At 42.9% G+C, this 13,787-nt stretch carries 15 protein-coding genes; 5 read left to right on the top strand and 10 right to left on the bottom strand.

The window, feature by feature from the left end; genetic code table 11:
* Positions 1-60: 60 nt before the first annotated feature.
* From SE27_RS04260 to pheS, 3 genes are all read right to left on the bottom strand, one after another.
* Positions 61-357 (bottom strand): integration host factor subunit alpha, encoded by a 297-nt coding sequence (locus tag SE27_RS04260; RefSeq protein WP_004649746.1) that lies wholly within the window; start codon positions 355-357, stop codon positions 61-63.
* Complete coding sequence (gene pheT, locus SE27_RS04255) at positions 354-2,735, bottom strand: phenylalanine--tRNA ligase subunit beta (protein ID WP_039621170.1); 2,382 nt, start codon at positions 2,733-2,735, stop codon at positions 354-356. Before pheT ends, SE27_RS04260 begins: the two co-directional genes overlap by 4 nt.
* 131 nt (positions 2,736-2,866) lie before the next feature.
* A complete protein-coding gene (gene pheS / locus SE27_RS04250; protein WP_039621168.1) occupies positions 2,867-3,847 on the bottom strand; it encodes a phenylalanine--tRNA ligase subunit alpha in 981 nt (326 codons plus the stop codon).
* Between the two features lie 156 nt (positions 3,848-4,003).
* On the opposite strand from pheS, the gene SE27_RS04245 reads away from it, so the two are divergent.
* Positions 4,004-5,047, top strand: a complete 1,044-nt coding sequence (locus SE27_RS04245; protein ID WP_039621166.1) for a hypothetical protein — start codon at positions 4,004-4,006, stop codon at positions 5,045-5,047.
* Between the two features lie 100 nt (positions 5,048-5,147).
* Here the strand turns inward: SE27_RS04245 and SE27_RS04240 are convergent, their stop codons facing one another.
* The 3 genes from SE27_RS04240 to orn all read right to left on the bottom strand — a co-directional run bounded on the left by SE27_RS04240 (position 5,148) and on the right by orn (position 7,496).
* On the bottom strand, positions 5,148-5,645 hold the full coding sequence (locus SE27_RS04240; protein ID WP_039621165.1) for a pyridoxamine 5'-phosphate oxidase family protein: 498 nt from the start codon (positions 5,643-5,645) through the stop codon (positions 5,148-5,150).
* Between the two features lie 340 nt (positions 5,646-5,985).
* A complete protein-coding gene (locus SE27_RS04235) occupies positions 5,986-6,759 on the bottom strand; it encodes a tRNA threonylcarbamoyladenosine dehydratase (protein ID WP_039621163.1) in 774 nt (257 codons plus the stop codon).
* A 182-nt stretch (positions 6,760-6,941) separates the two neighbouring features.
* Positions 6,942-7,496, bottom strand: a complete 555-nt coding sequence (orn, locus tag SE27_RS04230) for an oligoribonuclease (protein ID WP_039621160.1) — start codon at positions 7,494-7,496, stop codon at positions 6,942-6,944.
* A 126-nt stretch (positions 7,497-7,622) separates the two neighbouring features.
* Here orn and rsgA point away from each other — a divergent pair, with 126 nt between their 5' ends.
* The 4 genes from rsgA (at position 7,623) to secB (ending at position 9,950) form a co-directional block, all read left to right on the top strand.
* Positions 7,623-8,681, top strand: a complete 1,059-nt coding sequence (gene rsgA, locus SE27_RS04225; RefSeq protein WP_039621159.1) for a ribosome small subunit-dependent GTPase A — start codon at positions 7,623-7,625, stop codon at positions 8,679-8,681.
* A gap of 95 nt (positions 8,682-8,776) precedes the next feature.
* Positions 8,777-9,184 carry a rhodanese-like domain-containing protein gene (locus tag SE27_RS04220; RefSeq protein ID WP_039621157.1) on the top strand — a complete coding sequence of 136 codons (408 nt, stop codon included), beginning with the start codon at positions 8,777-8,779 and terminating at the stop codon, positions 9,182-9,184.
* Between the two features lie 18 nt (positions 9,185-9,202).
* Positions 9,203-9,457 (top strand): glutaredoxin 3, encoded by a 255-nt coding sequence (grxC, locus tag SE27_RS04215; RefSeq protein ID WP_039621155.1) that lies wholly within the window; start codon positions 9,203-9,205, stop codon positions 9,455-9,457.
* 40 nt (positions 9,458-9,497) lie between these two features.
* Complete coding sequence (gene secB, locus SE27_RS04210) at positions 9,498-9,950, top strand: protein-export chaperone SecB (RefSeq protein WP_039621152.1); 453 nt, start codon at positions 9,498-9,500, stop codon at positions 9,948-9,950.
* Between the two features lie 66 nt (positions 9,951-10,016).
* On the opposite strand, the gene SE27_RS04205 is transcribed toward secB, so the two are convergent.
* From SE27_RS04205 to SE27_RS04190, 4 genes are all read right to left on the bottom strand, one after another.
* Positions 10,017-10,823, bottom strand: a complete 807-nt coding sequence (locus SE27_RS04205) for an enoyl-ACP reductase FabI (RefSeq protein WP_039621151.1) — start codon at positions 10,821-10,823, stop codon at positions 10,017-10,019.
* Positions 10,824-10,985: 162 nt separating this feature from the next.
* Positions 10,986-11,720, bottom strand: a complete 735-nt coding sequence (locus SE27_RS04200; RefSeq protein ID WP_039621148.1) for a Bax inhibitor-1/YccA family protein — start codon at positions 11,718-11,720, stop codon at positions 10,986-10,988.
* A 214-nt stretch (positions 11,721-11,934) separates the two neighbouring features.
* Complete coding sequence (locus tag SE27_RS04195; RefSeq protein WP_039621146.1) at positions 11,935-12,756, bottom strand: TatD family hydrolase; 822 nt, start codon at positions 12,754-12,756, stop codon at positions 11,935-11,937.
* A complete protein-coding gene (locus SE27_RS04190; RefSeq protein ID WP_039621145.1) occupies positions 12,756-13,748 on the bottom strand; it encodes an RsiV family protein in 993 nt (330 codons plus the stop codon). The genes SE27_RS04195 and SE27_RS04190 overlap by 1 nt, the downstream gene beginning before the upstream one ends.
* Between the last annotated feature and the right edge of the window lie 39 nt (positions 13,749-13,787).

Below are 13,787 nucleotides of genomic sequence, written 5' to 3'. Positions count from 1 at the left end.
CTAGCAACTTATTGAATATTCTATTCATCTATAATAAAAATTTAAAATAAAAAAAGCAGATCAATCGATCTGCTCATTTCCTACGCGCTGGCGGAACTTCTGCCCTGCACGGAATGTGACTACACGGCGTGCCGAAATTGGAATCTCTTCACCCGTTTTCGGATTTCGACCCGGTCGTTGACGCTTATCACGCAACTCAAAGTTACCAAAACCCGAAAGTTTAACTTGCTCACCCGAGATGAGCGCTTGGCTGATCTCATCGAAGAACAACTCGACCATTTGTTTCGCTTCACGACGGTTTAAACTCGTAAGCTCACTTAAATGATCAGCCATCTCTGCTTTTGTTAATGCTGTCATGAGGCCCTCAATGTCGCCTGATAAGTGTTTTGCAACACTTCGATTATTTGATCCATACCGGATTTAATTTCAGCGTCTTCTAGTGTACGGGATGGATGTTGCCATAACAAAGCAAATGCCAATGAGCGTTTACCTTGTTCTACACCTTGACCGGTATACACATCGAATAACCAAGTTGAGTCTAAGAGCGCTCCACCCGTTTGTTCGATAAGTTGCTGAATTTCGCTGACTTTAATCTTATCACTAATTAAAAGCGCAATATCACGTCTAATCGATGGAAAACGTGATAGTTGTGTAAAATTAGATACATAAGTTTGCAAAACAGCCTGTTGATCCAGTTCAGCCACCCAAGTGATGCCCAAATCCAATTCATTTTCTAAAGATGGATGTAAACGGCCCAAGTAACCAATCGATTGACCCTCAACTAAAATCTCAGCGGATTGCCCCGGATGCAACCAATCACGCTCTGAACGAACATACTCTACTTGCACGCGCGCAGCGGCTAAAATTTCTTCCACCTCACCTTTGAGATCAAAGAAATCCATCGCTTGCGTTTTTGCATGCCAAGATTCTGCGGTTTTAGCGCCCACGGCAATTAAAGCCAAAGTTGGAATTTGCTTAAGATCGTGAATATTTTGTGCATCTTGATAGTCAAAACGTAAGCCGAGTTCAAAGAAACGTACCCGATTTTGTTGACGATTTAGATTGTATTGCACACAAGGAATTAAACTAGACAACAAGGTTGAGCGCATGGCTGCCAGTTCACTTGAAATTGGGTTGGCCAACATCAAAGGATGAACCGCGGGATTGAGTTGTTTTTCTAATTTGGCATCGGCAAAACTAAAGCTGATGGCTTCTTGATAACCCAATGTCACCAATGTTTGACGTAATTGGGGCAATTCAAACTGATCTTGATGCTTGGCCAGCATTACATCCATCACCGGCAAACTAATTTGAATGTTGTCATAGCCGTCAATACGTGCCACTTCTTCAATCAAGTCTTGGTAAATGGCCATGTCGTAACGATGCGATGGCGGAACAACATGCCACTCACCGGTCGCCGTTACCGTCACAATACAGCCTAAACGTTGTAGTGCATCAGCAATAAACTCACCAGCAATGGCATAACCCAACAATTGATCAACTTGAGCTTGCTTAAGCGTAATGGCATCACGTTGTGGCAAGCGCGCCAAATCCTCAACCACGGTAATCGGGCCAAAGTCACCGCCGGCCAATTCAGAGATCAACTGTGAAGCCCGATTCATAGCCAACAGTGGCAATTCAAAATCAACACCACGTTCGTAACGCTGAGAGGCATCGGTATGCAAACCATAACGGCGCGCACGACCGGCAATGGCAAGGGGTGCAAAGAAAGCAGATTCTAAGAAAATTTCTGTGGTGCTCTCTGATACCGCTGAAGATAATCCTCCCATAATGCCGGCAATAGCCAAGACTTTTTCATCATCGGCAATGACCATGATTTCTGGGTTTAATTCTACTTCTTGCTCATTGAGTAAAACCAATTTTTCCGCAGCATGCGCTTGACGCACCTGAATCGTGCCTTGCACTTTAGCCGCATCAAATGCATGTAAAGGTTGACCCAACTCGATTAAAACGTAATTGGTAATGTCCACCAAAATACTGTGTTGGCGGATACCGGAGCGTGCCAGCGCTTGTTCCATCCATAAAGGGGTCACAGCTTTGGTATTGATGTTTTTAATGACTCGGCCTAAATAACGCGGACAACCCTCGGTGCTCACGGCCACTTTTTTCTCATCAGCAATGCTGGCAGCAACCGCTGTAATCGTCGGCAAGTTAAGCGGCAATTGATTAATCACTGCAATTTCACGTGCAATACCGCGAATACTAAAACAATCACCACGATTCGGCGTGATACTAATATCAATCACATGATCATCTAAATTAAGATAGTCACGAATATCCATACCGATGGGTGCATCAAGCGGTAGCTCTAATAAACCATCAATTTTATCAATTAAATCAATTTCTGAAGCACCGCAGAGCATGCCTTGTGATTCCACACCACGCAGCTGGCCTTTTTTAATTTTAAAATCACCCGGTAATACTGCACCGATTGTGGCCACGGGTGCTTTCATACCGACATACACATTTGGTGCGCCGCATACAATTTGCAATGGCTCAGTCGTACCGATATTTACAGTGGTTACCCGTAAACGATCCGCATCCGGATGTTGTTCTACCGTTAAGATTTCACCCACTACCACCCCAGTAAAGGGTTTGGCAGCTGGCGTCATTTCATCAACTTCTAAACCCAGCATCGTCAATTGATTGGATAAAGTATCACTGTCAATTGTGGGATTGACCCACGTGCGTAACCAATTTTCGCTAATTTTCATGTCTATAAAAACCTATCATTTCAGTATTTCAAATCTCTGTTACGCCCTGCATTTAAAAAGGCAAAATCCTGAAGCACATTCGGACAGTCGCTTGGATTTTCAGAGCGCTCAGGCAGAGATCATAAATTCGTTTAAGCAAATTGGCGTAAAAAACGCACATCATTTTGGTAGAACATACGCAAGTCATTGATGCCATAACGCAGCATGGCAAAACGCTCCACGCCTAAACCAAAGGCAAAACCGGTGTATTTTTCTGGATCAATGCCTGCAGCTTGCAGTACATTCGGATGCACCATCCCGCAGCCTAAAACTTCTAACCAACGACCGCGTTCATCCATAATATCCACTTCCGCACTCGGTTCAGTGAATGGAAAATAAGAGGGACGGAAACGAACCGTTAATTCATCTTCGAAGAATTCATTTAACAGATTAATCAACAAACCTTTGAGTTCTGCAAAGCTGGTCTTTTCAGCCACATACAACCCTTCAATTTGATGAAACATCGGTGAATGGGTTTGATCGGAATCGCAGCGATAAACACGTCCCGGACAGACAATACGAATAGGCGGTTGACTGGTTTCCATGGTACGAATCTGCACACCAGAGGTATGTGTACGCAGCAAATGGTTGACATCAAAATAAAAAGTATCGTGCATCGCACGGGCCGGATGGTGCCCTGGAATATTTAACGCTTCAAAGTTGTGATAATCATCTTCAACTTCAGGGCCAGTGGCCACGGTAAAGCCCGCTTTGGTAAAGAACTGACAGATGCGCTCTTGTACTTGAGTGACTGGATGAATACTGCCCACGGTTTGACCACGACCCGGTAAGGTAATATCAATCATTTCGCTGGCCAGTTTTTGTTCTAGGGCCACTTTTTGTAATTGCGCTTGGCGTGTGGTTAATGCACCGGTAATCGCTTCACGAACGGCGTGAATTTCTGCACCAAATACTTTACGTTCTTCAGGCTGCATTTTACCCAGCGCTTTGGATTGCTCGGCAAGTTGGCTTTTTTTCCCTGTAAATTGCACTCGTACTTGGTCGAGTGTAGCAAGGTCCTCTGCTGCTGCAATGGCAGCAAGCGCTTCAGTGGTCAAGGCTTCCAGTGACATATTAACTCTCAAAGCAACAATTTAAAATATAATAAAACCCGATATTCTAACAGTTTTTCAGGCCCGTGATGAAGTTCCCTATGCGCTAAAAATTAGATTGGCATCTAGATTTATAAAAAGTATAAGATAAAGCCAATATTCATGAGATCAATCACGATGGCGCTCGATCCAATTTGGAAACAACAACTTACTTTGGTGACCTATGGCAATGAGTATTTACAACAAAATTTAAGCTTTCAGCATTGGCTGAACCATTCTATTTTTAATCGGCATAGTCTAAGTTTTCGTGATCTGAGCTCACAACATTTGCTGGCACAACATTTTCAAATTTGGCTTGAAGCTCTAAAAAAACAAGGCGTGCAACGCATTAGCCTGCACAGCTCCAGCATTTTAAGTGCTGAAAAAAATCCCAATGCCAATGTGGAACTTTTACCGATTGCGCACTTTATTGTGAGCCATAAGCAACAGCAGAAAACCGCATGGATTTTGGGCAAAGAATTGGCGGAATGGTATAGCGCAGATCAAGACTATGACATCCCGAGGTCGCAACAGGCGCAAGCACGACAAGAAATCTTTTGGCGCTTTGAGCTAAGTCCTAAACTGGCCAAACAAGTAGAAGCCGATTTGCAGCCCCCAAATTGGGATGATATTCAGCTGTATACTGACAATGAATTATTTAACAGCACCTTAAGTCAAGGTTTTAATGAACCTGTACAACGCGATTCACCTTATTACGGCATTGCAGCAGAAAAAATCACTGCTGAGACAGATTCAACCTTAAGCAACAGTCAATATTTAGCGCTACTGCCAACAGACTATTCAGCCGATTATGCCCATAGCACGTTACATCGCTTAGAGGCCTTGGCCAATTATATTCAGCATAAACAGCTACAACCATACCATGCCGATGGCAGTGAATTAACTGCTGAACAACAACTCAATTTGCGGCATTTCTCTCAAAAGCTCGAGGACTTAAGCACAAAATTTATTGTTAAAGTGGCCAATCATTATAAATCTGCACAGCTCACACCTGTGGTCATGGCCAATCCTTTGGACGGTGCCTCAAATATCGCTTCAAGCGCTAAAGATTTAAAATCTCGAAAAATTGGTAGTCCGCAAAAAGTTGGGGCTTCGAATGTGATTAAACTGATTTTATTGACGATTATTATTTGTGTCTGTGCCTATTATTTTGGACTTTAATACGTTCATGAATTAAAAGGATCAATTCTAAGCATTAAAAAGGACAAGCCAGTTTATTTGTGACTTGTCCTTTTTTTATCTTCAACGCGTTAAACCTGCATTACAGCTCTAATTTTTCATGATCAGAATCTAAACCTGCCTCGCCTGTCACACTGCCTTTTAACATTTTAAACAGCTGCGTGACTTTGTTGTCTTTGATGTTCCAATATTCGGCACTGACCGCTTCCGCAATCAAAACGCGTACTGTCGGATCTTCTTTGCCATCAAACCAATTGTCCGCCCACGGATTCCACAGCTCATTAATCAGGCTTTGATCGCGACTAATTTGTGCATGCGCACTGATCGATACATAGGTACTGTCTGAGGGTTTGGCAAAAGATAAACCAATTTTATTGCGACCGGCACTGATGGCATGGGCAATGGCACTGTTATCTTTTAATAAAAAATACAGATTTTGACTTTCATTCATGCGCTCAGAATTGAGCATCGTCATCGGTTGTGAGTGTAATTCGTCGGTTTCCGTGACGTGACTGATCATGCAAAAGCGCACATCTTTCATTAAAGCCCATAATTTTTCGCGATTTTGACTATTGTTCATTATTGTTCTCCTGAGATGAAGATTGAATCCAGATCTATTTATTGAGCAAAAGTGAGACCGTTATTATTTTTCTAGAGTAGAGCGATTTTTATGCTTGCGTCGCGCTTCTTACTGAATTCATACATTTGTTCTATACAAGATACGCGCAATGCTCACAACAAATCACCAGAACAAAATAATGCGATGGATACAAAAAAGCCGCTTGATTTTTGGTATCCATCTACATGCAATCAATTTAAAAATATAAATGAGTTATTTAGAGCAGGAAATAAAATAGAGATCAAAAAACTCGCTACAGCGTATCGAGTTTCAGTTTTAAAATACCGATAATTTTTTTGGGTTAGATCAGCTTGGGCTTTTTCAGCGCGATTTTTTTCAGTACTTCTGCAACCGCAATCATCGCAAACGTTGAGGTCACCACCACGGCTGAACCATAACCGCCGCAGCGTAAGCCAGCACTTGCACAGACTTCAGCGCTGGAAAATGGATTATCAATCGAATAAACACAGGTAATGCCAAACTTTTCTTTGCTCTTTTTGCAAATGCCTTTGGCGCGCAACTGACTGCGTAATTTTGCCAACATCGGGTCTTGTTCGGTTTTGGATAAATCTGCGACGCGAATTTTAAGCGGATCTATTTTACCGCCCGCACCACCGGAGACAATCAAGGGAATTTTATTAAAACGGCAATGCAGCATTAAGGCCAATTTGGCTTTCACGTCATCAATACAATCCAGTACCACATCTGGGGGATTACTGAGCAGCTGGGCAACATTGTCAGGGGTTAAATAGTCATCGACCAGATTGATTTTCATCCGTGGATTAATGGAAGAGCAGCGCTCTGCCATGACTTCAATTTTTTCTCGGCCCAAAGTCGAGCTCATGGCCGGCAATTGACGATTAATGTTAGAGGCGGCGATCACATCCATATCGACCAAGGTCAGCTCAGCAATGCCGGTGCGCGCCAAGGCCTCCACGGCCCAAGAACCCACCCCCCCAATGCCAATCACCATCACATGACTGTGTTCATACTGAATAAAGGCCTCATCGCCATAAATTTTTTCTACTCCGGCAAAGCGGCGTTCATATTCATCATCTTGAACAAGATCGGTCATGGCTTCTTTAGCATCTCAAAAATAGCCAGCCATTTTATCAAATTCTCTCTTGCTTAAACCATCTATCTGCTCAGTCATCTGGATAAGATTGCATACATTTGAACATGCAGCGCTTTGGCATATTATTTCAGACAGCAAAAAAGAGGCCCAAGCCTCTTTTTTTAATTGAAACTCATAACGTATTATTTATTGGTAATAAAGAAATACTGACGATAATATTTTAACTCGACGATTGAATCTCGAATATCATCCATGGCCAAATGCGAAGCATTCTTTTTCAAGCCACTCATGATCTCTGGACGCCAGCGTTTTGCCAACTCTTTTACCGAAGAAACATCTAAATTACGATAATGGAAGAATTGCTCCATTTCTGGCATTAAACGGTGCAAGAAACGACGATCTTGGCAAATAGAGTTACCACACATTGGTGATGATTTTGGTGTCACCCATTTTTTTAAGAAATCTAAGGTTTGCTGTTCCGCATCTTGTGCGGTTAACTTGCTGCGGCGTACGCGCTCCACCAACCCTGATTGGCCATGTTGACGGGTGTTCCATTCATCCATCGCATTGAGCACACGATCATGCTGATGAATGGCAAGCACTGGCCCTTCCGCCAAAATATTTAGGTTATCATCTGTGACAATGGTGGCCACTTCAATAATCTGGTCGTTATCGGTATCGAGACCTGTCATTTCAAGGTCAATCCAAATTAAGCGAGTATCAGGCGTGCTGCTCATAAATGTGCAATCTTATTGGGCTTAAAAAGGGCTATAGTAGCAAATTTATTGCAACTTGGCTGTAACTCCTACCCCGCTTCATGCTATTTTTGCCATCCTTAGTGTATGGTTTTTTTTAGGATATGAATGGCTTTAATTCGTAAACGTCGTTTAACTGAACAGCAGCAACGCCGCATTCAGAAACAACAGAAAACACGTCAAGAAGAACTCGACACCTCAAGTGATTTAGAGGGCTTGGTAGTGCAGCACTACGGTCGTCAACTTGAAGTTCAAGCCCTGTCACTGCCTGATGAGCATCCGATTAAACCTGAGGTCAAAGACGGTGAACCGGATCCTTTTTGGAAACCGATTGATATCGGTAGCGTTTGGCGTTGTCATACACGTACCAACTTAGAAGCGTTGGTCACGGGCGATCGCGTTAAATGGCAAGCTGATCCGAATACCGGTTTAGGCATTATTACCGCCATTCATCCCCGACACTCGTTACTTACGCGTCCCGATCGTTATCATAAAGTCAAACCGGTGGCGGCCAATGTCAGTTTAATTGTTATTGTTTTTGCTTCATTTCCTGAAGTGGCACCCAGTCTGATTGACCGTTATATCGTAGCTTGTGCTGATGCCGATATTCCCGCCCTTTTGGTGCTCAATAAAGCCGATCTTATTCAAGAACATGACCCGATTATCAACTTGATGCAAGAATACCAAGCCTTAGGTTATGAAGTGATTCAAACTCAATCTGATGGTGATTTAACCACACTGGCAAAGCGTTTGGCCGGTGAAACCGTGGCCTTTGTCGGTCAATCGGGTGTCGGGAAAAGCTCACTGATTAATGCCATGGTGCCGGATGCTGCGCAAAAAACCAATATTATTTCAGAAAACTCAGCACTGGGTCAGCACACCACCACTTCAACGCGCTTAATTGCTTTTGGTGAAGGTGCAGCACTGATTGACTCTCCGGGAATTCGTGAGTTTGGTCTATGGCATTTAAATGCCGCCAAAGTGCAAACCGGTTTTCCCGAAATTGAAAACTTACTCGGCCATTGCCAATTTCGCAACTGTACCCATAAGCATGAAAAGCTCTGTGCACTGCGTTTGGCAGCACAATCGGGTGAAATTTTACAGCGTCGTTTAGACAGTTATTTACGTTTAACCGATGAAATTACCGAAGCACAGCAAAAAAATTGATTTTTCTTAACCCTTAGCCCTTGAAGCGGCGATTTTGATCGCCATATTTATGAGCTATACTCTACGCAATTTTAAAATTGTAAATTAGGTGACTTGTGGAACGTTGGTTGGAATTTATGGGGAATCACCCCTTTTTATTTGGAACACTTGGGGTGTTGATTGTGTTGTTCTTTGTCTTAGAAGGACAACGCAATGGTCGTAAGATTTCAGCACAATCTTTAGGCATATTAGTCAAAGCTAAAAATGCGATGTTGATTGATTTACGCGATGCAAAAGACTTTCGTGAAGGCCATATCAGTGGTAGCCGTAACATTCCATATAGCCAACTTACAAGCCATATTGAAGAGTTAAAAACCGCAGACCGTCCGTTGGTGTTCATTTGTAATCTTGGACAAATCGCAGGTACCGCTTTACAACAAGTGGGTCATACCGACAGCTATCGTTTAGACGGTGGTGTAAACAATTGGAAAGCTCAAGGCTTACCGCTCATTAAAAGCAAATAATTTGCTCGGAGATTTTCAATGGCTGAAGTAACCATTTACTCAACAAGTGTATGTCCTTATTGCGTTCGCGCCAAGCAACTGCTTGAGCGTAAAGGTGTGGCATATAAAGAAATTAACCTGTCAAAAGAAGCACCGGAAGTACGCCTTGAATTAATGCAGCGTACCAATCATCGTACCGTGCCACAAATTTTCATTAACGACCAATTTATCGGTGGTTTCGATCAACTTTATGCTCTAGAGCGTGAAGGAAAACTCAACGAACTTTTAGCTTAACCCGCTATTTAAGTCACCTCTTCATATTAAGGATTAAAGAATGAGTGAACAACAAGCTCAGCCACAATTGGCGCTAGAACGTATTTACACCAAAGATATTTCTTTTGAGGTTCCTGGGGCACAGGTCTTTACCAAAGAATGGCAGCCAGAATTAAATATTAATCTGTCCTCTTCTGCAGAAAAGATTGATGACACGCATTATGAAGTGGCATTACAGGTGGTCGTACAAGCCAACAATGCGGGTGATACTGCATTTATTGTCGATGTGACTCAATCGGGTATTTTCTTGGTTGATGGCGTAGAAGAAGAACGCCTTCCGTATATTTTAGGCGCTTATTGCCCCAATATTTTGTTCCCATTCTTACGTGAAGCCGTAAATGACATGGTGACCAAAGGCAGTTTCCCGCAATTGTTGTTAACCCCAATTAACTTTGATGCTGAATTTGAAGCCAATATGCAACGCGCGCAAGTCGCAGCTGAAGGCCAAGCTTAATCGCTTAAAGTAAAAAAAGACCGCATTTGCGGTCTTTTTTAGCTCATAAAATCAGCAAAAAATTTCTTATTCAGTATCTGCCATTAAATCAGCACTCATACCCACAGTATTAAAACCGCCATCGACATACATAATTTCACCGGTAATGCCGTTGGCCCATGGTGAACATAAGAATAATGCGGCATTGCCGACATCTTCAATGGTGACATTACGTTTCAGTGGCGCTACTTTTTCATTCAGGTCTAACATCTTACGGAAAGATTTAATTCCCGATGCCGCCAAGGTACGAATCGGCCCTGCTGAAATCGCGTTAACGCGAATTCCTTCACTGCCCAAGCTTGATGCCAAATAACGGACACCCGCCTCTAACGATGCTTTGGCCATACCCATTACGTTGTAGTTTGGCATCACACGTTCAGACCCTTGATAGGTCAATGTTAACAAGCAGCCTTGACGGACTTTAAGCAAAGGTTTGGCAGCACGCGCCATGGCAATAAAGCTATAAGCACTGATGTCATGTGCAATGTTAAAACCTTCACGGTCGGTCACATCGGTAAAGTCACCATCTAAAGTATGTGCTGGGGCAAAACCAATGGAATGCACCACACCGTCTAAACCATCCCAATGTTTGGCCAATTCGCTAAAGGTTTGCTTAATTTCAGCATCAATCGCCACATCACAAGGAAAAACCAGCGTAGAGCCAAATTGTTCAGCAAAACCATCTACACGTTTTTTTAATTTTTCATTCGGATAGGTGAACGCTAATTCTGCACCTTCACGATGTAAAGCTTGCGCAATACCAAATGCAATCGATAGCTTGCTGGCCACACCAGCAATTAAAAAGCGTTTGCCTGCCAATAGTCCTTGTGCCATGTGAATCTCACTCAATATAATTTACAAGCATAATGCCAACTCTGAAGCATTTACGACATTGCATAATGCATCTTTTTTTCAGGGCTTATGTAAAAGCGATAAAAAATGCCCTCATAATTTGAGAGCATTTTTTCATTTCAATCAAAATCGAGCTTTTAACAACTAATCATCGCCTTGTAACAAGCTGAGTAAACGTAAGAACGAATAATACATCCACACCAAGGTGGCCAATAACGCAATGCCACATAACCATTCCATGGCTTTTGGCGCACGCTCTGCGGCAGAGGTTTCAATTAAGTCGAAATCAAGAATCAGATTTAATGATGCAATCACGGCAACAAAAGCGGCAAATGCGATGCCCAACCAATTGCTTTCAAAAATATAAGGCACACTGCTGCTAAAAGCCAAACGCATGACAATTTGCACCATAAACACAATGGCAATGGCAATGGAAGCCGACAGCACCACGGCTTTAAATTTTTCCGTTGCACGAATAATTTGAAAACGATATAAGGCAAACATCACCAAGGTGGTAACAAAAGTGGCCAGTAAAGCTTGTAACGGCACACCCGGGAATTTCAATTGAAAAATAACTGAAATACCGCCTAAAAAAGCACCTTCAAACAAGGCATAAGGAATGGCCAAGAGGCGTGCTGTATTGGGTTTAAAAGTGGCCACCAGTGCCAAAACAAAACCACCGATTGCACCCACCATCGCCCCCGCATAGGCCAAGGATAAATTTAAGGTCAGGAAGCTATAAAAGAACAGTGATAAACCCACAACAGCGGCAATCACGGTCAATAGCACAGATTTTTGAATCGCACCTTGTACAGTCATGCTTTCGCCGAAGCCACTGTGCGTGTCCACTCGGGTTAAAATAGGATTGTTACTTTGCATAATCAACTCATTGTTTTTTAATTTAGATTTTTAAAAGAGTATAAACATATCTAAGGCATAGAAAATTTAGTTTTGTAGACGAAGTACATGCCTAGCTAGCCGCTCTTATCATTGTAGACTCAGCATTTTTAACCGCGCTATAGCCAGCCCCTTAACTTGATAAGAATCGGGTACAAACCAAACTGATCCTTAAAAGATACTCTAAAAAGTTTTTTTAATCTTCAAGCTGTAAAGCTTGTAGTGAATTTTGCCACAATTGTGCGGCTAAAACATCACGCTTCATCTGTAACGCCGCCGCTAAGCCGGTCAACACATGCGGTAGATTGGCCGGCGTATTACGCGTACGCGGCTGCTCAGGTTGTTGGCAGCACAATGGAGTCATATCTGGACAATCGGTCTCTAAAACCAAATGCTGCGCCCCCACCGCCTGCACCACAGTGTGTAATTTTTTGGCTTGTGGATTGGTGATTTGTCCGGTTATCCCTATTTTAAAGCCCATTTTGATCAAAGCTTTGGCTTCTTCGACACCTCCGCTAAAGGCATGTGCGATCCCGCCCAACTTAAAGCGATGCTGTTTTAAGAGCGCCAACGTTTCCGCATGTGACTTACGAATATGTAACAGTACCGGTTTATGAAAATCTTGTGCCAAGCCAAGCTGGGCAGAAAAATAATCTTGTTGTTTTTGAAAAATTTCCGGCTGCTTATGCGCTTTTAAAAAAGTATCTAAACCAATTTCACCAATCGCGACACACTCTTGATGCCTTAATAAAGCTTCTAAATCACTTAAATGCGCGCACTGATGTTGTTCGATATAAAACGGATGCAAACCCGGCGCTAAATAACTCTGTGGAGCATAGGGTAATTGATTTAAGCGCTGCTGAGTGTGCAGTAACGAGGCAAAGCGTGACTGCACAAATCCAATTAAAACCAAGCGTTCAACCCCAAGCGCTTTGGCAGCAATGGCCAAGGCGTCTCGATCAGGATCGAAATCGGCCAGATCAAAATGAGTATGCGTGTCAAATAAGCGTGGCGACATTAAGGTTGAGCGTTCGGCACAAGCGCTGCGCTGGCAGGTGCTGCGGCATCGGGCTGAGGTTGTGGTAAATACGCTGGCTTAAGGATGCTTTGCAACTGATCATAAGGCAGGGTTAAGCGCGGTAAGCCAACCACATACGGCCCGATTTCATATTCTGCATATTGCAAAATTAAGCCTTGGTTGGATAAATAGAAATTATCCGACAGACTAAATTTCCACGCCTGTTCATACTCCTCTACACTATCGGCCAATTTAGATTCAATAATCCATGCTCTAAAGGCCTCGTGCGCTTTTTGCTGTAAAGCGGCTTTTTGATTCGGAGCAATAATATCGTTTAATTTAACCTGTTTTTTCTGTTTAAGATCAAAATTATAATAACGCTGTGAAGAAGAACCATGTGCGCCACCTAAGTAACTGCTGGCATTGAGCACCACCGTTGCCAATGGCAGATCGGCATTTAAAATTCTCGGTTTGATCATTAAACTGATTTGATGATTGGCACTTAAGGCTTTGAGCTCTTTATCCAAAGCTAAAAAATTCGCCAAGTAAGGAGCAACTTTTTGTTCTATTTTTTGTTTCGGTGTTTCTACACTGGCCAAGGCCAATTGAGCTTTGCTTTGCGCTACTACCGGTTCAGAGGCTACAGCATCAGAGGCGGCTTGCTCTGCTTCAGCATTTAGATTTTGCGGGGAAACATCTAAAATCTGTGCCAATTTCTTTAGAATTTCCTCATCAATCACCTCATCAATAAAGGCCTGATTGCTGGAAAGTCGACTGATTGAAAGATCGGGACAACTGTTGCCATCACATTCAGGTAAAGCCAAGCTGAGCTTCTCACTGTCGCCAATTAACTTTAAACTGAGATCTTCTACCACAGCAGGAGTTTTAGCCACAGGCTCTTCTTTGGGTTCGGCCTGTTTGGGTTGACATGCACTTAAGGCAATGGCTGCGGCCAGCATACTGGTGGTCAAGAGGATTTTATGGTTTAGCATGGCTTGGACCTGTACCTTTTTATCAGATAAATGAATTTC

The sequence above is a fragment of the Acinetobacter harbinensis genome, assembly GCF_000816495.1.
Lineage (GTDB): Bacteria > Pseudomonadota > Gammaproteobacteria > Pseudomonadales > Moraxellaceae > Acinetobacter > Acinetobacter harbinensis.
Note: the sequence above shows the minus strand (reverse complement) of the source record. Positions and strands in the feature narration are given on the sequence as shown.

Coding starts and splice junctions, on each gene's coding strand:
- pheS (WP_039621168.1), bottom strand. CDS start 3,847: ATGTCACTGGAAGCCTTGACCACTGAAGCGCTTGCTGCCATTGCAGCA.
- pheT (WP_039621170.1), bottom strand. CDS start 2,735: ATGAAAATTAGCGAAAATTGGTTACGCACGTGGGTCAATCCCACAATT.
- rsgA (WP_039621159.1), top strand. CDS start 7,623: ATGGCTTTAATTCGTAAACGTCGTTTAACTGAACAGCAGCAACGCCGC.
- grxC (WP_039621155.1), top strand. CDS start 9,203: ATGGCTGAAGTAACCATTTACTCAACAAGTGTATGTCCTTATTGCGTT.
- secB (WP_039621152.1), top strand. CDS start 9,498: ATGAGTGAACAACAAGCTCAGCCACAATTGGCGCTAGAACGTATTTAC.
- SE27_RS04200 (WP_039621148.1), bottom strand. CDS start 11,720: ATGCAAAGTAACAATCCTATTTTAACCCGAGTGGACACGCACAGTGGC.
- orn (WP_039621160.1), bottom strand. CDS start 7,496: ATGAGCAGCACGCCTGATACTCGCTTAATTTGGATTGACCTTGAAATG.
- SE27_RS04205 (WP_039621151.1), bottom strand. CDS start 10,823: ATGGCACAAGGACTATTGGCAGGCAAACGCTTTTTAATTGCTGGTGTG.
- SE27_RS04235 (WP_039621163.1), bottom strand. CDS start 6,759: ATGACCGATCTTGTTCAAGATGATGAATATGAACGCCGCTTTGCCGGA.
- SE27_RS04260 (WP_004649746.1), bottom strand. CDS start 357: ATGACAGCATTAACAAAAGCAGAGATGGCTGATCATTTAAGTGAGCTT.
- SE27_RS04190 (WP_039621145.1), bottom strand. CDS start 13,748: ATGCTAAACCATAAAATCCTCTTGACCACCAGTATGCTGGCCGCAGCC.
- SE27_RS04240 (WP_039621165.1), bottom strand. CDS start 5,645: ATGAACAATAGTCAAAATCGCGAAAAATTATGGGCTTTAATGAAAGAT.
- SE27_RS04245 (WP_039621166.1), top strand. CDS start 4,004: ATGGCGCTCGATCCAATTTGGAAACAACAACTTACTTTGGTGACCTAT.
- SE27_RS04195 (WP_039621146.1), bottom strand. CDS start 12,756: ATGTCGCCACGCTTATTTGACACGCATACTCATTTTGATCTGGCCGAT.